The sequence below is a fragment of the Duganella sp. CF402 genome, from assembly GCF_900109645.1.
GTDB lineage: Bacteria > Pseudomonadota > Gammaproteobacteria > Burkholderiales > Burkholderiaceae_D > Rugamonas.
Map to the genome: position 1 here is coordinate 1,762,460 of NZ_FOBG01000001.1, position 20,325 is coordinate 1,782,784.

14 protein-coding genes are annotated in these 20,325 nt (G+C 64.3%); 4 read left to right on the forward strand and 10 right to left on the reverse strand.

The window, feature by feature from the left end; genetic code table 11:
• Positions 1–9 precede the first annotated feature (9 nt).
• From BMZ70_RS07880 to BMZ70_RS07895, 4 genes are read right to left on the reverse strand one after another with little or no spacing between them, the layout of a single operon-like run.
• Positions 10–660, reverse strand: coding sequence for an amino acid ABC transporter permease (locus BMZ70_RS07880; protein ID WP_092272028.1), 651 nt, complete (start codon positions 658–660; stop codon positions 10–12).
• Positions 661–663: 3 nt separating this feature from the next.
• Positions 664–1,437, reverse strand: coding sequence for a transporter substrate-binding domain-containing protein (locus BMZ70_RS07885; RefSeq protein ID WP_092272031.1), 774 nt, complete (start codon positions 1,435–1,437; stop codon positions 664–666).
• Between the two features lie 9 nt (positions 1,438–1,446).
• Positions 1,447–1,857 carry a hypothetical protein gene (locus tag BMZ70_RS07890; RefSeq protein WP_092272033.1) on the reverse strand — a complete coding sequence of 137 codons (411 nt, stop codon included), beginning with the start codon at positions 1,855–1,857 and terminating at the stop codon, positions 1,447–1,449.
• 44 nt (positions 1,858–1,901) lie between these two features.
• On the reverse strand, positions 1,902–2,594 hold the full coding sequence (locus BMZ70_RS07895; protein WP_165403501.1) for a YcbK family protein: 693 nt from the start codon (positions 2,592–2,594) through the stop codon (positions 1,902–1,904).
• Between the two features lie 264 nt (positions 2,595–2,858).
• Here BMZ70_RS07895 and BMZ70_RS07905 point away from each other — a divergent pair, with 264 nt between their 5' ends.
• On the forward strand, positions 2,859–3,197 hold the full coding sequence (locus tag BMZ70_RS07905; protein ID WP_092272041.1) for an energy transducer TonB: 339 nt from the start codon (positions 2,859–2,861) through the stop codon (positions 3,195–3,197).
• 7 nt (positions 3,198–3,204) lie between these two features.
• Here BMZ70_RS07905 and BMZ70_RS07910 read toward each other — a convergent pair whose 3' ends face one another.
• Complete coding sequence (locus tag BMZ70_RS07910) at positions 3,205–4,026, reverse strand: EAL domain-containing protein (protein ID WP_092272044.1); 822 nt, start codon at positions 4,024–4,026, stop codon at positions 3,205–3,207.
• A gap of 156 nt (positions 4,027–4,182) precedes the next feature.
• Between BMZ70_RS07910 and BMZ70_RS07915 the strand changes: the two genes are divergently transcribed.
• Positions 4,183–4,983, forward strand: a complete 801-nt coding sequence (locus tag BMZ70_RS07915; protein ID WP_092272047.1) for a class II glutamine amidotransferase — start codon at positions 4,183–4,185, stop codon at positions 4,981–4,983.
• On the opposite strand, the gene BMZ70_RS07920 is transcribed toward BMZ70_RS07915, so the two are convergent.
• Positions 4,980–5,510 carry a GNAT family N-acetyltransferase gene (locus BMZ70_RS07920; protein ID WP_092272050.1) on the reverse strand — a complete coding sequence of 177 codons (531 nt, stop codon included), beginning with the start codon at positions 5,508–5,510 and terminating at the stop codon, positions 4,980–4,982. The two genes, BMZ70_RS07915 and BMZ70_RS07920, sit on opposite strands and share 4 nt — an antisense overlap.
• A gap of 224 nt (positions 5,511–5,734) precedes the next feature.
• On the opposite strand from BMZ70_RS07920, the gene BMZ70_RS07925 reads away from it, so the two are divergent.
• Positions 5,735–6,751 carry a sulfate ABC transporter substrate-binding protein gene (locus BMZ70_RS07925; protein ID WP_092272053.1) on the forward strand — a complete coding sequence of 339 codons (1,017 nt, stop codon included), beginning with the start codon at positions 5,735–5,737 and terminating at the stop codon, positions 6,749–6,751.
• A 199-nt stretch (positions 6,752–6,950) separates the two neighbouring features.
• Positions 6,951–7,826 (forward strand): serine hydrolase, encoded by an 876-nt coding sequence (locus BMZ70_RS07930; protein ID WP_092272056.1) that lies wholly within the window; start codon positions 6,951–6,953, stop codon positions 7,824–7,826.
• Positions 7,827–7,994: 168 nt separating this feature from the next.
• Here BMZ70_RS07930 and recD read toward each other — a convergent pair whose 3' ends face one another.
• The 4 genes from recD to BMZ70_RS07950 are packed head-to-tail and all read right to left on the reverse strand — an operon-like array spanning position 7,995 to position 20,285.
• Positions 7,995–9,926: an exodeoxyribonuclease V subunit alpha gene (gene recD / locus BMZ70_RS07935; RefSeq protein ID WP_092272059.1), complete on the reverse strand. Its 1,932-nt coding sequence runs from the start codon at positions 9,924–9,926 to the stop codon at positions 7,995–7,997.
• Positions 9,919–13,617 carry an exodeoxyribonuclease V subunit beta gene (gene recB, locus BMZ70_RS07940; RefSeq protein WP_092272062.1) on the reverse strand — a complete coding sequence of 1,233 codons (3,699 nt, stop codon included), beginning with the start codon at positions 13,615–13,617 and terminating at the stop codon, positions 9,919–9,921. The genes recD and recB overlap by 8 nt, the downstream gene beginning before the upstream one ends.
• A complete protein-coding gene (recC, locus tag BMZ70_RS07945) occupies positions 13,614–17,066 on the reverse strand; it encodes an exodeoxyribonuclease V subunit gamma (RefSeq protein WP_092272065.1) in 3,453 nt (1,150 codons plus the stop codon). The genes recB and recC overlap by 4 nt, the downstream gene beginning before the upstream one ends.
• A gap of 36 nt (positions 17,067–17,102) precedes the next feature.
• On the reverse strand, positions 17,103–20,285 hold the full coding sequence (locus BMZ70_RS07950; protein WP_092272068.1) for a CHASE domain-containing protein: 3,183 nt from the start codon (positions 20,283–20,285) through the stop codon (positions 17,103–17,105).
• Positions 20,286–20,325: the final 40 nt, after the last annotated feature.

The window sequence follows — 20,325 nt, forward strand, 5'->3', positions numbered from 1 at the left end:
GCATCAGGGCTATCGGGAGTGATGTGCGCGGTTCAAGCGTTGTTCCATGCGTCGTTGCAGCGCCTCAAACAACAGACTGAGCATCCAATAGATGGCGGCCGCCGCCAGATACAGCGGCAAGGGCTGGAAGGTGGTGGCGATCACTTCCTTGGTCGACAGCATCAGTTCGGTGAGCGTGATGACCGAGACCAGCGAGGTATCCTTGATCAGGCTGATCAGGGTATTGCTCATGGCCGGCACCGCCACCCGCAGCGCCTGCGGCAGCACCACGTAGTACAGCGTGGCCCAGTAGCCGAGACCGAGACTGAAGCTGGCCGCCCACTGGCCCTTGCTGATGGCGCCGATCGCGCCGCGCAGGCTCTCGGACAGGAAGGCGCCCGAATTCAGGCTGAGCGCGAGGATGCCGGCCGTGACCGGCGTAAATTCAATGCCGATGCTGGGCAGGCCGTAATAGATCACGAACATCTGCACCAGCAGCGGCGTGCCGCGCATCAGGCTCACATACACGCCGGCCGGCCACGACAGCCAACGGTAAGACAGCAGCCGCAGCACCGCCACCGGGAAGCCGCCCAGCATGGCCGCCAGCGCGAACAGCACCGTGTAGCCGGCGCCGCGCAGCATCACCGGCGCCGCTTCGCGCAGCAGCTCCAGCCACTCCATCGCTTACGGCGCCTTGCTGACGTCGACGCCGAACCATTTCAGCGAAATGGCTTTCAGGCTGCCGTCGGCGGCCGCAGCGGCCAGCGCCTGGTTGAGCGCCTGCTTGAATTCGGGATTGCCCTTCTTGAACGGAATGCCCATGCGTTCGACCGCGCCCACTTGCGCGCCGGCCTTGATCGGCAGCCTGGAAATTTTGAGCAGATATGCCGACATCAGGCTATCGTTGAGCGCGGCGTCGATGCGGCCCGAGGCCAGGTCCGACATGGTGTCCGGCGCGGCCGCGTAGCTGCGCACCTCCACGCCCGGCACCGCCTTGGCCTGCTGCTCGTAGACGCTGCCCTGCCCCACGCCGAGCTTCTTGCCCTTGAGGTCGGACAACGACTTGTAGGCCGCCGTCTCGTTGTTGCGCACAATCAGCTGCGGCATCGAGTAAATATACGGCTGCGAGAAATCAAACGCCTGCTCGCGCTTGGGATTGATGCCGACCTGCGAAATGATCACGTCATACTTGCCGGCCGCCAGCCCGGCCAGGATGCTGGCCCACTCGCTGCTGACGAATTCCACCTTCAGGCCCAGCTTGCCAGCCAGCAGGCGCGCGACATCAACGTCATAGCCGGCCAGCTCGCCGTTCTTTTCCTTGAAATTGAACGGCGGGTACGTGCCTTCCAGCGCCACCTTGAGCGTGCCGCGCGCCTTGACGGTGGCCAGCAAATCAGCGGCCGACGCCGGCAACGCCAGCGCGGCGGCCAGCAACAATACGAAATGACGTTTGAGCATGCGACTCCCTTACCAGGCGCCCATACGGCGGCGCAATCCGAAATTATGGCCGACCACCAGGATGGAGCTGGCAATCAGGCCGCTTAATCCTATCATCAACTGCACCAGCTTATCATCGGGCAGCACCCACAGGCGACCCGGCGGCGCTTCCTGCACGCGGGCGGCCGCCATGATCAGCGGCGCCACCCACGACGCCTCTTCCGTCACGTCCAGCACCAAATGGCCGTCCTGCGTGGTTTGCAGGTAGATCTCGCCGCCCTCGGCCAGCGTGAAGCACACGCCGTAGCCGGTTTCGTTGGGGCGGATGTGCTGCTGCAGCGCCTGATTATGTTCCTCGATCCACAGCTCGACGTCGGCCAGCGTTTCCAGCCCGCTCCACGGCACCGGCCGGAAGCGCGGCGGTTCTTGATTGTCCTGCATGGTATTCCTCGACTTGCCAAACCGCCAGTGTAGCCGATCCGGGCTCACCCCTTCCAGGTGCGTTGCAGGCCGGTGTCGGCGTGGATCCAGCCGCCGCTCGGACCGGCGCGGTAGTAGAAGCCGACGCCGCCCTGGCGGAAGCTCTTCACCAGCCCGCCCAGCACTTCGGCGTTCAGGTTGGGGATGCGGATGTCGGCCGCGCGGCCGACCATGTGTAGCGACTGGCGGGCGGCCGGAACGCCGGCCTCGCGCAGCTTGTTATTGGAGGCTGGGGTGCGGTAGCCGGACAGGATTTCCAGCGGGCTGTCGATGCCGTAGCGGCGCACAAAGGCTTGCGTGCCCCATAGCGTCTCAAACAGCTTGGGATCGATATTGCGGGTTTCGTTGCCGCCGTTGACGTCGCGCATCAGGTGGCACAGGTCCTGGTAGGCCGAATCGATGATTTCGCCGTCTTTCCAGTACAGCAGCTTGGCGCGCTCCTTGCTGGCCGGCCGGACTACTTCGATGGTGCGCGGACGCAGCCAGAATTCCAGGTCCAGCGCCTGGGCGTCGAAAATATCGGGAGGCGGTTCCATGCCGACGCCGGAGGGTGCGGGTGCGGGTCCGGGCGCCGCCGGTGTCGAGGAGGGCTTGGCGATGCTGCTGTGCCGCACCGGCACGCTGGAAGCGCAGCCGATCAGCGGCACCGACAAAAAACTCGCGGCGGTCAGCCCCAAAAACTCCCTGCGCGTCGCCATAACCCTCACCCTACCGTAAAAAGCAATATTGCCACTATAGCCTATGCGGAGGGAAAGAAAAACACTCCTAACTTTCGCTTAAGAAATGATACAGCTGCCGCTGCGATACATAAATTTCGTATCAGAAACAATTTTAGTACTTGAGTTATACACATTACTAATGGCCGGCATTCCAACAATAAAGTATTCATATATGCCGCAACGCAGTATAGTTCAGTCGTACCAGATGAGTTTTTCCATCGAACTAACTAATTGGAGCCTACTATGATTATCCGTTCTATCGCCGCCCTGTCCCTGATCGCCCTGTCGACCATCAACCCAGCCAGCGCCGCCGCCCCGGCAAGCCGCCTGAACAACGCCGAGTGCGACGTGCCTAACTACCGCACCTCGTGGCAAGACGACGAACTGGCTGGCAACGTCAAGCTGGCCGTGCTGGTGGACGCCAACGGCAACGTGAAAGACAGCAAAGTCATCTCGTCGAGCGGCTACGTCGCCCTGGACAAAGCTTCGCAACGCGCCAGCGCCGGCTGCAAGTTCAAGCCAGCCACCAATGGCAGCGAACCAGTCTGGGCACAAGTGCAGTACAACTGGGTTCTGAACTAAATCATGCTCATGCCGCCTGTCGCGCCGGCTCCTGCAACAAGGCCGCGCGCGGCTCGTCGAGCAAGTAACCCTGCACCAGTAACGACACACCTGCGGCCGCGCCGAGTTCGCGCAAGGTCGCCAGGTGCTGCGGCGTTTCCAGCCGCTTGAACACCACCTCCACCCGGGACGCAGCACAACGCTGCAGCAGTTCCGCCAATCCCGCCTTGTCCTGCAGCTCGCGCACGTCGAGCTTGAATACGTCAGGCCGCAAGCGCTCCAGCACGCCGAGCCCGTCACGCGGACTGTTGACGTTGACCGCGAAGCGGAAACCGTTGCGGCGATAGTTGTCCGACACATAATTCAACAGCCAGCCCTGCTGCGGCGTCGCCGCCGGCAGTTGCAGCACCACCCGCTCCAGCGGCAATTCCAGCGCATCAAGGATGCGGCGGAAGGCGTGGCCGTGGTTGCTGCTGACCGCGCTCAGCAGGCGATCATGCACGTTCAGGTAGAGCGCGGTGTCACCCTGCCCGGCCTGGCGGAAGAAGTTAATCGCGTGCAGCATGCGGCACAGCCGGTCCAGCTCGATCGACTCATCGTCGCTGGCGGCGTGGTCGAGCAGCTTCCACAGCGACAAGCCCTGGTCCTGCGCCGACACGCTGCGCGCCAGGCCTTCGTAGGCCAGCACCGCACCGCTGTCCAGTTGCCGGATAGGCTGGAACGCGCTGCTCATGGTGCAATTGAAAAACCGCCCTTGCGCCTTGCCCTCGTGATCGAGCCAGATGCTGGAAGCAGCGCCGGTGGCGTCGGATAGACGCGCCAGGTACTTTTGCAGGATGGGAAATGACATGGAACTCCTCGTGGGATGCTGACAATGTCGACAGCGTATGCCCGTGCGCGGCAAAGCAGAACGAATGCTTTCAGCTATGGATATGCCAAAACATTCGTTCCGCCGAGGCAGCGCCGCCGTTATCGTGGAACCATCGTTTAACTCCACGCCCGCCCTATGTGCCAACTCCTTGCGATGAGCAGCCACCACCCCGCCGCCCTGGACTTTTCCTTCACCGGCTTCATCGAGCGCGGCGGCCGCACGGGCGAACACAAGGATGGCTGGGGCATCGCCCTGCACACGCCCGGCGGCTGCCGTCTGTACACCGACTACCTGCCGTCGATCGACTCGCCGCTGGCGGCGCAGTTCAAACAGAGCCAGATCAAGGCGCGCGGCGTGGTGGCGCACATCCGCAAGGCCACGCAGGGCCGGGTGTCGCTGGAGAACAGCCACCCGTTCACGCGCGAGCTGTGGGGCCAGACCTGGTCGTTCGCCCATAACGGCGACCTCAAACTGTACGACCCGAAACCGACGCTGTACGCGCCGTGGGGCGACACCGACAGCGAGCGCGCCTTCTGCCACCTGCTGTCCGGCCTGGCGCAACGCTTCGAGCACCAGCCCGCGCGCCACGAACTGTACGCGGCGCTGGCCGAACTGACGTCCGCGATCGCCGAGCACGGGCCGTTCAATTTCATCCTCTCCAACGGCGATTTGCTGTTTGCGCACTGCAGCACCGAGCTGCATGTGGTGACGCGCGCCTATCCATTTTCGGTGGCGCACCTGATCGACTGCGCGCTGAGCATCGATTTCAGCCACCACAACCAGCGCGACGACCGCATCGCCGTAATCGCCACCCAGCCGCTGACCTCCAACGAACACTGGACACGCTTCGCCGAAGGCGAGCTGAAATTGTTTGAACGCGGGGTGGAGGTAGGCGCGGCGCCGGAACAGCGCGCAGACTTGCGGATGGTGGGCTAGGCGGTATTGCAGTTGCAGAACTTCTTGCGCTTGGGCGCATTCGGGCAGGTCGCCTCATCATCCAGCTGCTTCCAGAAGAACACCGTCTCCACACCGTAGGGCGAGCGCACCTTGCCGGCGTCGGTATAGCCATGCCGGGCGAAGAACTCTTTCCCGGTTGCGGTGCTGTGCAACTGCAGCGCCTTCACGCCCCAGCCGCAAGCCTGTTCTTCCATCCGTTGCAGCAACGCCTTGCCGACGCCCCGGCGGCGCGCCTCCGGCAGCAGATAGCACAGCGCCAGCTTGCCGGCGCCGGTCAGCAATGCGACGCCGACGACGACGCCTTCGCTGACAGCCACCAGCGAAAAATTGGTGGGCGAGCTGAACCAGTTCGCCACCATCTGCGGAGTTTTATTGCCCAGCCAGGCTTCAAGAACGGCGGGATCATTCTTATGATCCAGTTCGCAGCATTCCCTGATCGACCGGCGCAATACATTGCACGCTGCCTCCGCATCCGTCGAAGCAGCAATACGAATTTCAAGACTCATGTACGCTCACAAAAACATTACTTTAGTACTGGGAACGACTATACACTAAGGCGGCTTAAGCCGTCGGATGCTGCCAGACTAGAGCGTACTCCCGTGTTTGCCCACGAATGTTTTCTAAAATCCATATGCGTTTTCTGGTGAACTTCTAAGCATATTACGAAAAATTCGTATCTTTTCCGGTCGAAATTTTACACTATGGACATCTGTTATTACGAAAGCTCATTATGACCACTAAAAATACGACTCGCCGCGTTGTCATCGCTTCCTTCCTGGCCGCTTCGGCCACCCTGCTGGGCCTGCCACAAGCGCAAGCGGCCGACACCGTGCTGCTGAACGCCTCCTATGACGTCACGCGCGAATTGTTCAAGGAGATCAACCCGGTATTTGAAGCCGACTGGAAAAAACGCACCGGCGAGACGATCAATGTCAACCAATCGCACGGCGGCTCCTCCAAGCAGGCGCGCTCGGTGGCGGACGGCATGGAAGCCTCGGTGGTCACCATGAACCAGGCCAACGACATCGATATCCTGGTCGAGCGCGGCGTGGTGACGGCGGACTGGGCCAAGAAATTCCCGAACGGCGCAGCGCCGTTCTACTCGACCGTGGTCTATCTGGTGCGCAAGGGCAATCCAAAACAAATCAAGACCTGGGACGACCTGGCCAAGCCGGGCGTGCAAGTCATCATCCCGAATCCTAAAACCTCGGGCAACGGCCGCTACACCTTCCTGGCCGCGTGGGGCTCGGTGCTGAAAAAAGGCGGCAACGAAGCGCAGGCGCGCGAGCTGGTCGGCAAGATCTTCAAGAACGTACCGATCCTCGACGCCGGCGGCCGTGGCGCCACCACCACCTTCACCCAGCGTGAAATCGGCGACGTGCTGATCACCTTCGAGAACGAGGTCAACCTGGTGCGCACCGAATTCGGCGACAAGTTCGACGTGGTCTACCCTGCCACCTCCATCCTGGCCGAATCGCCGGTGGCCGTGGTGGACAAAGTGGTCGACCGCCGCAACCTGCGCAAGCAAGCCACCGGCTACCTGAATTTCCTGTACAGCGAAGAAGGCCAGGACATCATCGCCAAGCACTCGCTGCGTCCACGCTCGGAAAAAGCATTCAAGAAATACAACGCCAACTTCCGTCAGATCAGCCTGTTCTCGGTGGATGAGCTGTTTGGCGGCTGGAAAGCTGCCCAGAAGAAATTCTTCGACGACGGCGGCGAGTTCGACAAGATCTACAACAAATAATCCGCAGCTCCTGCTGTGACGAAGGCCTGGACACTGTCCGGGCTTTTTTTGTTTTGAATCCTAGACTTACATTCAATAGACGAGAACGGACTTTAATGTTATTGTCTATCCTTAGAGAATATTGCCGTATAGCCAGACTTTTTACGCGCGCCGCACCGCCCTGGTGCGTCCGATAGACTCCTGTTCCCCGAATACTCTTATGCTCAAGAAAATTATTGCTGCATTGCTGACCTCGTTTACTGCGGCCTCGTTCGCCGCAGTACCGCTGGGTTCGCAATCGGTGCTGGTGGTGGAAGACGCCACCGGCAAAGTGTTGCTCGAAAAAAACGCCAACGCCCAAGTGCCGATCGCCTCGCTGACCAAGCTGATGACCGCGATGGTGGTACTGGACGCCAAGCAAGACATGGACGAAAAGATCGCCATCGACCGCTCGGACGTGGATACGCTGAAACACAGCGCCTCGCGCGTGCCGGTCGGCGCAGAATTATCGCGCGGCGATGCCCTGCAGTTGGCGCTCATGTCATCAGACAACCGGGCCGCTGCGTCGCTGGGTCGCACCTATCCTGGCGGCATAGAAGCTTTCCGCGTAGCAGTTAAAAACAAGATCCGTGCGCTGGGTTTGACCCAGACCGTCATTGAAGAGCCGACTGGTTTGTCGCCCCATAACATGTCGACCGCGACGGAACTGGCGAAGATTGCCGCCGCCGCTTCGGCCTACCCGGACATTCGCCGCATCACTACCGACACCAAGGATGTGATCAATATCAAGGGCCGCAAGGTCGAGTATCACAACACCAATCGCCTGGTGGGCGCCAAGGGTTGGGATGTGGGTTTATCCAAGACCGGCTACACCGAGGAAGCCGGCCGCTGCCTGATCATGCGCTTCAAGTCGGCGGGTAAGAATGCCACCTTGGTGTTGCTGAATGCCAAGGCCAACTCGGCGCGTTTGATGGATGCTGTCAACATTCGCCGCTTCATTGCGGGGCCGGATGAGAAACCAAAAGTCATGAAAGCTTCGGTTAGCGGCAAGAAAAAAGCCGCCAAAACCAGCAAGCGCACGCGCCGCGCGATGTAAGCAGCGGCCCTGCCTTACCGAAAGCCGGACCTGCGAGTCCGGCTTTTTTTCGCCTGTTTTCGCAACCCCGCATGGCCGTGCGGGGCAAGTGCCAAGTTTTAGTTTCAATATGCTAATTACTGGCTTAACCCGCGCAAAAAAAAGCTGCGCTGGGGTTGGCGCAGCTCTTCAGCTGCCAAGCAGATGACGCAAGCCACTGGCCCGCTGGGTACGCTGGCCGATCGCATCCAACAGCACCTGGCCGTTCGGCGTCAGTAACGTAAAGTAGTCGCGCGCGCGCGTGATGCCAGTGTAAATCAACTCCCGCGCCAGCATCCCACCGCTGTCTTTCGGCAACACCATCGCCGTATGCGCGAACTCGGAACCTTGTGATTTATGCACCGTCATGGCAAACGCCGTTTCCACATTTCTTAGTCTTGTGGCAAGTACACTGCGCACAGCGTCGCCTTCCGAGAAGTACACCCGCAACGCTCCCGGCCGCGCCGGATCCGCCAAGGTCAGCCCAATATCGCCGTTGAACACACCGGTCGCATAATCGTTCCGCGTCACCATCACCGGCCGTCCGACATACCATTCGCCGGTTTTCTTGAGCAAGCCAGCTGTCTGCAATCTTTGCTCAATTGCATCATTCAAGCCAGCCACACCCCACTCGCCTTCGCGCACCGCGCATAACAAACGGAAGCTTTCAAAGCTTTTCAAAATACCAAGTCGTACGATGTCGTCGGCATTTTCGGGCATATTCTTAATCAATTGCAAATATGGTCGATAGCCCGACAACGCCAGCTGCAACAGGTCCGAAGCCTGCGCCATGTCGGTCCAGGTGACTCTTCCATCTTGCCCTGAACGCAACACTTCCACTGCCTTACCCGCATCGCCGGCATTCACCGCCAGCGCCAGCGCGCCAATCGGGCCGCCGAAACGGCGGCTTTCGCGCAGCATGACGGTCTGCTGGGCAATCGGCCCGCCCTGCCCGGCGTACTGCTCGGGAATCTCCTGGCCGGTGCTGGCATGCACGTAAGATAAAGTTTCCGGCAAATATTCCCCGGCCTCGGCGTTGTGACACAGGTCGCCCAGCACCGCCCCGGCCTCCACCGAGGCCAGCTGATCCTTGTCGCCAAGCAAGATCAACGTCGCATTGGGCGGCAGTGCCGCCAGCAGCGCCGACATCATTTCCAGGTGAATCATCGACGCCTCATCGACAATCAACACATCAACATCGAGCTGGTTGCCGGCGTGATGCTGGAAGGCGCGGGTATCCGGGCGCGCCCCGAGCAGACTGTGCAGCGTTCGCGCCGCGCCCATGCGGGCCGCCAGCTCGCGTAGCGGCAGCGCCGAACCGACCTTTTCAGCCAATTCGTCAAGCGCAATATCAATCGATTGCTTGAGCCGCGCCGCCGCCTTGCCGGTCGGCGCCGCCAGCGCCACCCGCAGTCCCGCCTGACGCGCACCGGCCGTAGCGAACAGCAACGCCAGCAAGCGCGCCACCGTATAAGTCTTGCCGGTGCCCGGACCGCCGGTGATGATGCCGAGCTTGCCGCGCATGGCGACCGCGCACGCCACTTTTTGCCAGTCCGTGCCGCCGCCGCGCGCGGCATGCGGGAACAAAATGTCAAGCCAGCGGCGGATTTCAGCGGTTTCCGCATCGGCATCGGCCGCCAGCACGCCGCCCAGCGCCCGTCCGCGCACGGCCCCGGCCACATGGGTTTCATCCTGCCAGTAGCGGCGCAGGTAGAGACGATCGCCATCCAGCACCAGCGGCTGATTGATATTGTCGCCGCCCACCGGCCAGACCTGTGTGCAAGCGGCCAGCAGATCGCGCCACTCAGCGACGTCTTCCGGCCAGTTACCGACTGATGCGCGAAGATCGCGCCACTCATCGCCGTTCCAGCCCAGCAGCGCGGCCGGATCGGCGTTGAGCTCGCTCAGCAACAGGCAGCTGTGGCCACGGCCCTCCAGTTCGGACAACAGCACGCACGCCGCCATCAGCTGCGGCGAGGCCTCGCCCACCGAGGCGATGAAACGGGCAAACGCCCCGCTCAGGCGGCGCAGCTGGCCAGCCTCGGTCAGGGCGTCGATTTGGTCGAGGAATTCTTTACTCATGAGATGCACCCAGCAGGCTGTCCAGCCCGTCCAGCAATTCGGGATCGGGCTCCATGCGGTAGCAGCCGCGCGTCTGCGCATTGCCTATGCCGCGCAGGAACATGAAGATCGCGCCACCCAGTTGTTCGGACGGATCGTAGGCCTCGCCCAGCCGGCTTTGCAGCAGACGGTGCAGCGCCAGCATATAAATAGCACCCTGGATGTCGTAGCGATGCTCGGCCATCGCCGCCACCAGCGCCGGCTCGTGATAGGCCGCATCGCTGCCGCCCAGCGCGTTCGATTTGTAATCCAGCACCCAGTAGCGGCCCTCGTGCGCAAACACCAGGTCGCAGAAGCCTTTCAGCATGCCGTGCAGCGCGCGCTCCGGCAGCGCCGGCCGAGAGACACCGCCCAGCAGGTGGTTGGCGCACAGCTGGTCCAACGCACCGGTGGCGAGGCGCTCGCTCGGGAACCAGAACTCCATTTCGGGCAGCGCGCCGGCGATGCGGCTCAACGGCGCATCCAGATGCGGCAGCGGCGTGACGGCCACTTCGCGCAGCCACGCCAGCGTATCCTCCAGGCGATTGCCCCAGCCTGCGCGCTCCACGCGGCGCGTCAAACGCGATTCGAACTGCTCGGATTCAGCGATGGCAAAGCCCTCCTGCCCCATCCACTCCAACTGCTCGTGCAGGAAGTTGCCGGGCACCGAGCCACGCGGGAAACGATGCCACGGCGCGTCTTCCACCCGCGTCGGCTGCACGAGGGCCGGCAGGTCGCCGCCTTCCAGCAGCTTTTCCTGCAAGGCGTCGCGCGGCACCAGGCCGTCCGCGCTGATCGCGCCTGTCGGCCCGGTGCGGCGCGCCAGCGAGCTGAAACTGCCGACCGACCAATCGCGTTCGAAATGGCCGGCGTAATGCAAGGGATCCAGCAACGGCGGGCGTTCTTCGACGCGGCTCAGTCGTGTGGCAGGCTGCGCGCCCATCGCCAGCGTGGTGATGCTGATCGCGTTGCAGCCGTGGCAGGCGTGCTGCCAGCGCTCCATCATCAGGTCCGATGGCAGCGGCGAGCCGCCGGTCAGCAGATAGCCGAGCGCCGATTCGTGCAGCGTGTTGTCGCCCGCCTTGCGCGCCGACAGCGCGGTCACGCCCAGCCATAGGAAGTGGCGCGCGCGCGTCAGCGCCACATACATCAGGCGCAGATCCTCTTGCAGGCGCGCGCGTTCGACCAGTTCCAGCGCGGTATCGCTGAGCGCCATGTCGATCTGGCGCACGCCGTCGTCGTCGCTGAATTCGAAGAAGCTGCGGTTGCGCTTATCGACCTTGCGCGCGGTCACGGCAAACGGCAGGTACACCAGTGGGTATTCAAGGCCCTTGGATTTGTGGACCGTGACCACTTTCACCAGCTCCGCGTCGCTCTCCAGCCGCAGCACGCGCTCGTCGCCCGCGCCTTCGCCGCCGTCAATCTGCTCGGCGAGCCAGCGGATCAGGGCCTGTTCGCCATCGAGCTGGCGGCTGGCCGATTGCAGCAGTTCGGCCAGGTGCAGCAGGTTGGTCAGGCGACGCTCGCCGCCCACTTGCTGCAGCAGCGCGGCCGGCAGTTGCAGGTCGTGGATGAAGCGGCGCAGCATGGCCAGCACGCCTTGCCGCTGCCAGATGATGTGCAGCGCTTTCAGTTGTTCGACGCGCTCTTCCCACGCCAGTTCGTCCGAGGACAGGCGCGCCAGTTCGGCCAGTTCCAGCCCTGCGGTGCGGGTGGCGAAGGCGGCGCGCGCTAGTGCGCCGTCGAGCGGATTGGCGACCGCCGACAGCCAGCGCAGCACGTCGGCCGCTTCCTCGCTCTCGGTGACGGAGTCCTTGTCCGACAGGTAGACGCTCGGCACGCCGCGCCGCTGCAAGGCGCGGCGGATGGCGGCAGCCTCTTTGCGGTCGCGCACCAGCACTGCGATGTCGGCAGGCTGGAGGCGTTGAAAGCCTTGCCTGCCGCCGTCAAAGCCGGTGCGCTCGTCGTTCAGGCGCGCCACGATGTCCTCAGCACAGTGGAAGGCAAAGAATTCGCGGTAGCCATCAGCCTTCAGGTCTTGCGCCTCGCTGAGTGCGATCACCAACGCCGGCGCGTCGCCGTTCGCGTCGACCATGCGCTCATCGCGGCCCTTCGCGCCGACCGCTTCGAACGGCAGCGGATTCTCGCGCGAGTGGATATCGCGGAAGCGGAAAGCGCCGCGTGGGAAGCCTTCGCCGTCGGCGCGCCCTTCGGCGTGCAGGAACAGGTGGTTGACGGCTCTCACCACCGCCTCGGTCGAGCGGTAGTTGGTGCCCAGCTGGTAGTGGCGACCGGCGGTGGCGCGGCGCGCCGACAGGTAGCTGTGAATGTCGGCGCCACGGAAGCCATAGATCGACTGTTTCGGATCGCCGATCAGGAACAGGCCTGTCGCCGGGTCGTTGTCCGCCACGCGGTACAGCGCATTGAAGATCTGGTACTGGTTCGGCGCCGTGTCCTGGAATTCGTCGACCAGCGCCACAGGGTACTGGTCGGTGATGCGCTTGCGCAGCGCGGCGCCGTTCTCGCCTTGCAGCGCGGCGTTCAGGCGGTCCAGCATGTCGGCGAAGCCGAACTGGCGGCTGCGTTTTTTCAGTTCCGCCATGCGGTCCGCGACGGCGGCGGCCGCGTGGCGGTACAGCGCATGCGCCAGCGGTTCGATCTCGCGCAGCGCGTTTTTCAGCGGCTGCGTGGCGTCGAAGTCGTCGGGTACCACGGTACTGAAGTTCTTGGCGAAAGCGTCTTCCAATCCTTCCGGCGTGAGGCGGTTCCAGGCGGTGTCCGAGATGTCGGGCATGACGCGGGCCGGGTCCTGCGCCCATTCGCGCAGCCCGTTGAACCAGGCGGTCAGCGAATCGGGCCGCATCTTGTTCCCGTTGAAGCACTTCGGATCGACCGCGCGGTGCTGGGCGATCCACTGCTCCATACGCGTAGCGCGCTCGTACCAGCCGGCCTTCAGCTCCGCAAGCTGCGCCTGCTGCTTGCGCTGCACCTCGGCGATCAACACGCCCAGCGACATGCCGCGTGATGCGCTGTCGCCGATGATATCAGCGCGCTTCACCAGTTCGCGGATGGTGCTTTTCAGCGCGCCCACGTCGCCCCAGCAGGACAGCAGCGCTTCCAGCGAGTTGGCGTTCAACGGATAGACTTGCTGGCGCCAGTAATCGTGCGCCGCGTCCTCGAACAGCGACTGCTCGTCGCTGACCAGCTCTTCGTCGAACAGGCTGCCGCTGTCGAAGGCGTGCTCGCGCAGCATGCGCTGGCACCAGGCGTCGATGGTGAAGATGGCCGCTTCGTCCATCGTTTCCGCAGCCAGTTGCAGGCGGTGCGCGGCTTGCTGCTGGGCGCTGTGGTCGGGATAGGATTCCAGCAGCGCGTCCAGATAGTCGTCACGCTGGCTGCGAGGCTCCGCAGCGCGGAAATAAGCCGCCGCTTCCACCAGCCGTTCGCGCACGCGGTTGGACAGCTCGCGCGTGGCGGCGCGGGTGAAGGTCATCACCAGGATATCGGCCGGCAGCAGCGGACGCTGGTAGCCGTCCGCGCCGCCGTGGCCCAGCACCAGCCGCACGTACAGCGCGGCGATGGTCCACGTTTTGCCGGTGCCGGCGCTGGCCTCGATCAGGCGCGAGCCGTGCAGCGGGAAAGTCAGCGGCGCAAGTTGATTAGCGGTGCTCATGCTGCGCCCTCTGGGTCGATCTGCTCGATCGTCATGTAATGTTCCATCCAGTCCGCCAACGGGCCATACAGGGCGCGCGAGACGTCGTCAAAATCCGCTTGGGCGCTGAGCGCCGCAAAGTCCGGCCACAGGCGCGCCAGGCACAGGTCCGCATTCTCGCCGTCGATATCGAAGCTACCATCGTAGATGGTGCGGGGATCGCCCTCCTGCACCAGCGCCAGCGCGGTCTTGCAGGCGGTCGGCAACGGGCGGTTCATGCCGTCGCGCCACAGGCAGACCAGTTCGCGCAAGGCTTCCTGCGCGGCCTCCGGCGGCAGTGGATTCATGGTGACGATGGCGTCGCGCGCCACCAGCAGGCCCTTGACCTGCATGCCGGTCGCCGAAACCGCCAACTGGCGCAGCCACATCGCAATCAGCTTGTCGCCGCGCGGCTTGCCTTGTTTGTCGGCCACGCGCGATGACATTTGCGCCAGCCAGACGGTTTCGCTGCCGTTGCTGCGCAGTTGGTCGATCCAGTCGTCCAGCGGCACGCCGGCCAGCACCAGATTGAGCGCCACTTTCGGCGCCGGCAGTTCGTAATGCTGGCGCAAAGTCAGCCACGCGATCCGCACCGGCACCAGCGCCTGCACCAGCTGGTGCTGGTACTGCTGGCCAATCAATCCGATCGGCAGCACGCCTTCGCGCGCGAGGCGCTCGGCGCGCTGGGTCAGTTTGTCGTAGACCTGGTCCAGCTCTTCCGGCGTGTCGGCGTCATCGAGCAAGGTGTCTTCGAGCAGGTAGCGCTCCAGGGCGTTGAGCGAAAACGGCTCTTCGTCTTCGCCCACCAGCGCGGCCTCGCCGAACATGACACCCAAACGTTGACGGAAGAAGTAGCGCACCGGCTGGCGCAGGAAGTTGTGCAACTGGCCCAGCTTGAGACGGAATTTGTCGTCGATGTCGAACGGCGGCAGCTCGGCGCTGTCACTGGCCGCAGCGGCGTCGCCGTGCGCCTCACGCCACTCGCGCGCATAGGTCAGCAGGCCGCCGTCCTCGAAGTAGCGGCGGCTGAACGGCTGCAGCGCGTGCTCGGTGGTGCGGGCGTGCAGGTCGCGCGGCTCCATGTCCCAGCCATGCACCAGATAATCGCGCAGCTGCGACACCAGCACCGACGGCGGCTGCTCGCTGTTGTCGCGCACATTGCGTCCGACCCAGCTGATGTACAGCTTGTCGCGCGCGGCCAGCACGGCTTCCAGCATCAGGTAACGGTCATCGTCGCGGCGCGAGCGGTCGCCCGGACGCGCCATGCCCGGCTGCGCCAGCAGGTCGAAGTCGGCCTTCGGCGCGCGGCGCGGGAAGTCGCCGTCGTTCATGCCGAGCAGGCAGACCACGCGGAACGGCACCGCGCGCATCGGCATCAGCGTGCAGAAGGTGACGCCGCCGGAGACGAATTGGTGGTTCAGGGTCGGCTCGTCCATCAGGCCTAGCCAGGCTTCGCGCAGCACCGCCAGCGGCACGGCTTCCTCGTAGCCGGCGCCTTCGCAGGTGTCCAGCCATTTGTTCAGGGCGTCGTCCAGTTGCGCCAGCGTCAGGCGGTCGCCCTCCTCGCTCGCCTTGAAGAAGGCCGCCAGCAGCAAGCGCGCCTGCACGCCCCATTCGGCCGGCGAGCGCGATTCGGCCAGCACGGCGCGCCAGTGCAGCAGCGCTTCCACCAGCTGCGCCAGCGAACCGGCCAGCGCGGCATCCAGCCCGCCGACTTCCGCGTATGGCTCGATGCCGGCGAAGCTGCCGCCACTGTCGCCAAAGTTGCCACCGTTACCGCTGGCGTAACCGAGCAGCATGCGGCGCACGCCGAAGATCCAGGCATTCTGTTCGCCGGCCGGGCCCAGGCCCAAGCCGCTGCGGTGCTGCTGGTCCAGTCCCCAGCGCACGCCCGCGCCTTCGATCCAGCGGCCCAGCGTCGGCAGGTCGTCTTCGTGCAAGCCGAAGCGCGCGGACAGCGCCGGCACGTCGAGCAGGTCGCGCACCTCGCTCTGGCGGCAGCGTTGCTGCGGCAATCGCAGCAACCATTCAAGCGCCACCAGCAGCGGATTGACGCTGCGGTCGTTGACGTCGCCGATCTCGAACGGGATGTAGCGCACGTCGGTGCGGCGGTACTGGGCAAACACGGCGTGGATGGCGGCCGAGAAGGTGTCGATGTCCGGCACCATCACCACCACGTCGCGCGGGCGCAGCGGGCGGCCGCTGTGTTCCGCGTCGGCGAACATTTGCAGCAGCTGGTCGTGCAGCACTTCCACTTCACGCTGCACGCTGTGGGTGACGTGGAATTCGATCGAGCGGTCGTCGTCCGGCGGCGGCGCATGCGGATGCTCGGACAGCGGCAGCAGTTCGCGCACGGCGGCCTGCACTTGCGTCAGCAAGGTATCGCCTTCGCCTTCGCTGAACAGATCGACGCGCAGCGGCGCTACTTCGTCGCTGTCGGCCGCAGCGGCGGCGGCTTGCGCGGCCTCGTCGAATTCATCGAGCATGCGCACGAAGTCACGGCCCTGCCGCCCCCAGCTGGCCAGCAGCGGATGGCTGTGCGCGTGCAGTTCTTCCAGCGGGATCTGGCCCAGGTCCTGGCCGTTGCGCAGCTGCTGGCGGCGGTGCGCACTGCTCAGCAGGTCGCGGCCTTCGATGATGTCGCCCCAGTAGTACTGGCACGGATTCGGCACCGCCAGCAGCACCTGCGTGTGGCGCGCCAGCGAAGCCAATGCCTGCAAGGTCTGGAACGGCAGCGCCGAGACGCCAAAGATCACCACCCGGCGCGGCAGGCGGCCCAGCGGCTCCTCGCCGGCGGCGCTGGCGCGGACGAATTCGGTGTGCACGGTGGCACGTCCCAGGCCGCGTTCATGCGGCTCGACGTCGGCGATCACGGCGCGCCACAACTGGCCTTGCCAGCGCTGGTCTTCCGGCAGCGGCGACACTTCGCCGCGCGCATTGCGCAGCTGGTCGCGGCCGGCGGCCCAGTCGTCCAGCCAGTCTGCCCGATAGACCTGGTACTGGTCGAACAAGTCGGCCAGCCGTTCCGCCAGTTGCAAACGGCGTTCGGCCTCGCCGTCCGCCAGGAAGTGGCGCAGCGGCGTAAACACGGGATCGCCCAGCAGCGCCGGCAGGAGGCGCATCAGGCGCCAGGTCAGCGGGCCTTTGTCGAAGGCGGAGATGGGCGGCACACGATCGCGCCCCAGCATGCCGCGATACGCATCCCACAGAAAACGCGCCGGCAGCGCCACACGGGCGGCGGCACAGATGCCGTTTTCCTCGGCCAGCGCGATTTTTAGCCATTCGGCCACGCCGTTCGACTGCACCAAAAAGATTTCCGGTTCCAGCGCCCCGAGCGGGTGATTGCGCAGCCATTGGAACACGGCAGCGCGCAGCTGCTCCATCTGGTTACCGTGCAAAATCAGCAGGCCGGGGGTGATGCCAGGGTGCATAGGGCTCTTAAATAGGGTCGAAGCCGTATTATCGCTCTAGCCCGGATCGTATGCCAGCAGTTCCTGCTCGATATGCTGGTCCAGCACGGCCAGCATGGCGTGCAGCGCCTGCACCAGCCGCCGCGCGTTGGCGGCGTCGGCGTCGTTGCGCACCTGTTCCAGTTCGTAGCACAGGTTCCCGAACTGCATGGCGCCCACCGCGCGCGCGGCGGACTTGGTGCGATGGCCGAGTTCCGACAGGTGCGCCAGGTCTTCCATCGCCAGCGCCTCATCCATTTCCGCCAGCCCGTCGCGCGCGGAGGTCAGGAACAGCAGCGCGTACTTGCGCATTTTGTCTGGCTTGCCAGAGAAGGTTTCGGCCAGCGCCGCCACGTCGAACAACTCGGCCGGCGCGGCATCGGCGGGTGGCGCGGCAGGGACCAGCGCCGGCGCCGATGTGGCAGGTGCAGCGGCAGCGGCGGCGGCAGCGGCAGCAGCGCCCGCTGCGGCCGGTGCATTGGCGGCCACCGGCGCCTGCCGGGGTGGCGCGGCCGGCGCCATCTGGCGCGGCACGAACACCGGTGGCGTCGGCAGCACCGAGAAGTACGACGGCGGCGGCGGCGCCGGCTTGCGTGACGCATCGGCGGCCTGGCGCGCCCGTTGGCTCATCCACTTGGACAGCATATTGAACAGCAGCTTGGGCGCGATCGGCTTGGTCACGAATTCGTCCATGCCCGCGTCGAGGCAGCGCTGCTGGTCGTCGCGGCCGGCGTTGGCGGTCATCGCGATAATCAGCGTGGCCGACAGCTTGGGATGCGCGCGGATCAGGCGCGTGGCTTCGTAACCATCCATCACCGGCATCTGCACATCCATCAGCACACAATCAAAACGTTCCTTGAGCAGCAGGTCGATGGCTTCCTTGCCGTTGTTGGCCACGCACACCGTGGCGCCGGCGTCTTCCAGCAGCTCCTGCCCCACCTGCTGGCTGAAGATATTATCCTCGACCAGCAAAATGGACGCGCCGCGTATGCTGTCCAGCACATCCGGCTGCACCGACTCGTCGCTCGGCTGCAGGAAGCGCACGCCCTTGGCCAGCCGCGCCGTGAACCAGAAGGTGCTGCCCTCTCCCGGCGTGCTGTCGACGCCAACGCCGCCGCCCATCAGCTCCGCCAGCTGTTTGCTGATCACCAGTCCCAGGCCGGTGCCGCCGTAGCGGCGCGTGGTCGAGGTATCGGCCTGATGGAAGGACTGGAACAGCTGCGCCACCTGCTCCGGCGTCATGCCGATGCCGTGGTCCACCACCTCGAAGCGCACCATGATGTGGGTGTCGCGCTCCTCCAGCGGCCGCGCGCGGATCACCACCTTGCCGTTCTCGGAGAACTTGATGGCGTTGCTGGCGAAGTTGAGCAGCACCTGCTCCAGCCGCAGCGGGTCGCCGCGCAGCTGGTGCGACAGGCCGGGCCAGATTTCATACACCAGTTCCAGCCCCTTGGCATGCGCGCTCTCGCCCAGCTGCGACGAAATATTCGACAGCAGCGTATCGAGCGTGAAGTCCAGCACCTCGAGGTCCATCTTGCCCGCCTCGATCTTGGAAAAGTCGAGGATGTCGTTGATGATGCCCAGCAGATGCTGGCCCGAGTGATAAATTTTTTGCAGATAGTCGCGCTGCTTGGGATGCGTGACCGATTTCAGCGCCAGATGCGCCATGCCGATGATGGAGTTCATCGGCGTGCGGATCTCGTGGCTCATATTGGACAGGAAGTCGCTCTTGGCCTGGTTGGCCGCATCGGCTTCGTCCTTCAGCTGGTGCAGTTCCGTCACGTCGGTCGACATGCCGATCACCGCCGTGAACGAACGGCCCAGCTCCACCGGCACCTTGACTGTCCATTGGTGCTGCACCTCGCCGTCGCGGTCGACGAACTGGGTCTCGCACGAGCGCTTGTTCCCGTCGGCGAACACCGGCCGTTCCAGCGCCCATTGCGCGTCGGCGGCCTTGGTCGGCATCAGTTCGCGATCGAACTTGCCGATGATGTCCTCGGCCGGCAGGCCAAGGCTGTCGGCCATGCGCGCGTTCACGTACAGGAAGCGGCGCTCCTGGTCCTTCATGTACACATGCGCGTCGACGTTATTGAGCACTGTGTCGAGCAACAGCCCTTGCTTGATGGCGCGCCGGCGCGAGGCGTACAGCACGAACACATAGCTGTACAACAGCAGCGTGCCGGCAAAACCGGTCAGCGCGGCGATCCACGGAAAATACAGATCGAAACCGGTGAGCAGCGCCGCCTTGCGCACCTGGAACTGCGCCTTCCACAAGCTGCTATTGAAATCGATCGGCAGCACCGTCTCGAAATAATCGAGGCGCTCCGCCGCTGCCAGCGGCGTCGCCACCATCGCGCCGGTATCGTTGAACAGCAGGCGGTCGGTCGGCTCGATCACCAGCCGGCGCTGCTCGACGTCGGCGCTGCCGTCGGCGTACAAAGTGAGGTGCACCTGCCGCACCGTCATCTCGTCGATGGCGCCCTGCACCAGCTTGGGAATGCTGAAGCCCGCGCCGACCGAGCCCAGATAGGCGGCACGGCGTTCGGCCACGCTCCCCACCGGCATGCCGCGTTTATAGACCGGCAGCCGCACGCCCAGGCCGAAGTGCGGCGTCGGCAGCTTCACGACGATCGGCTGGCCGGACGCCGCCACCAGCCCACTGTCGCGCGACGACGCCAGCATTTTCGCCACCACGGGGTTGGCGGCGATATCGACGCCCAGACGCTCTTCCAGCATCGCCGCCGGTTCAAGATACGTGAGCACCGAATACTGCTCGCGGCGGCCCGGCGGCTTGATGTCGAAATCCGGATAGCCCTCGGCACGCACGCCGGCCACGTAGGCGCTGCGCTGCGCGTCGCTGACCTGCGGCGCCCAGGTCAGTGCTTCAATCGCCGGGAAATGGCGCGGCACATCGAGGCTGGCCACGTACTGGCTAAACTGCTTGCGCGTGACGTTATCGGTGGTCTGGAACAAGGCCGCCAGCGCGCGCGTCAGGTCGGAATAGGATTTGATGCGCGCCGAAATGCCGTACTGCGTGCTGCGCGCGAGATTCTCGAACCGCTGCGCCGCATCGTCATCGACCGTGCGCGCCGCCGCGCTGTACAGCACCGCGCCCACGCCGGCCGCCAACGCGCAGCCCACGCCCCAGAAAATCAGGCGTGAACCGGTGATAAGCTTTCTTCTGTGGGGTGATTTCAGCATGCAGAATCACGCAGATGGGGAAATGTTTTGCATCACTGCA

What these genes read in the sequence shown, in the direction of transcription:
- BMZ70_RS07880 (WP_092272028.1), bottom strand. Translation starts at nt 660, where the DNA reads ATGGAGTGGCTGGAGCTGCTGCGCGAAGCGGCGCCGGTGATGCTGCGC.
- BMZ70_RS07885 (WP_092272031.1), bottom strand. Translation starts at nt 1,437, where the DNA reads ATGCTCAAACGTCATTTCGTATTGTTGCTGGCCGCCGCGCTGGCGTTG.
- BMZ70_RS07890 (WP_092272033.1), bottom strand. Translation starts at nt 1,857, where the DNA reads ATGCAGGACAATCAAGAACCGCCGCGCTTCCGGCCGGTGCCGTGGAGC.
- BMZ70_RS07895 (WP_165403501.1), bottom strand. Translation starts at nt 2,594, where the DNA reads ATGGCGACGCGCAGGGAGTTTTTGGGGCTGACCGCCGCGAGTTTTTTG.
- BMZ70_RS07905 (WP_092272041.1), top strand. Translation starts at nt 2,859, where the DNA reads ATGATTATCCGTTCTATCGCCGCCCTGTCCCTGATCGCCCTGTCGACC.
- BMZ70_RS07910 (WP_092272044.1), bottom strand. Translation starts at nt 4,026, where the DNA reads ATGTCATTTCCCATCCTGCAAAAGTACCTGGCGCGTCTATCCGACGCC.
- BMZ70_RS07915 (WP_092272047.1), top strand. Translation starts at nt 4,183, where the DNA reads ATGTGCCAACTCCTTGCGATGAGCAGCCACCACCCCGCCGCCCTGGAC.
- BMZ70_RS07920 (WP_092272050.1), bottom strand. Translation starts at nt 5,510, where the DNA reads ATGAGTCTTGAAATTCGTATTGCTGCTTCGACGGATGCGGAGGCAGCG.
- BMZ70_RS07925 (WP_092272053.1), top strand. Translation starts at nt 5,735, where the DNA reads ATGACCACTAAAAATACGACTCGCCGCGTTGTCATCGCTTCCTTCCTG.
- BMZ70_RS07930 (WP_092272056.1), top strand. Translation starts at nt 6,951, where the DNA reads ATGCTCAAGAAAATTATTGCTGCATTGCTGACCTCGTTTACTGCGGCC.
- recD (WP_092272059.1), bottom strand. Translation starts at nt 9,926, where the DNA reads ATGAGTAAAGAATTCCTCGACCAAATCGACGCCCTGACCGAGGCTGGC.
- recB (WP_092272062.1), bottom strand. Translation starts at nt 13,617, where the DNA reads ATGAGCACCGCTAATCAACTTGCGCCGCTGACTTTCCCGCTGCACGGC.
- recC (WP_092272065.1), bottom strand. Translation starts at nt 17,066, where the DNA reads ATGCACCCTGGCATCACCCCCGGCCTGCTGATTTTGCACGGTAACCAG.
- BMZ70_RS07950 (WP_092272068.1), bottom strand. Translation starts at nt 20,285, where the DNA reads ATGCTGAAATCACCCCACAGAAGAAAGCTTATCACCGGTTCACGCCTG.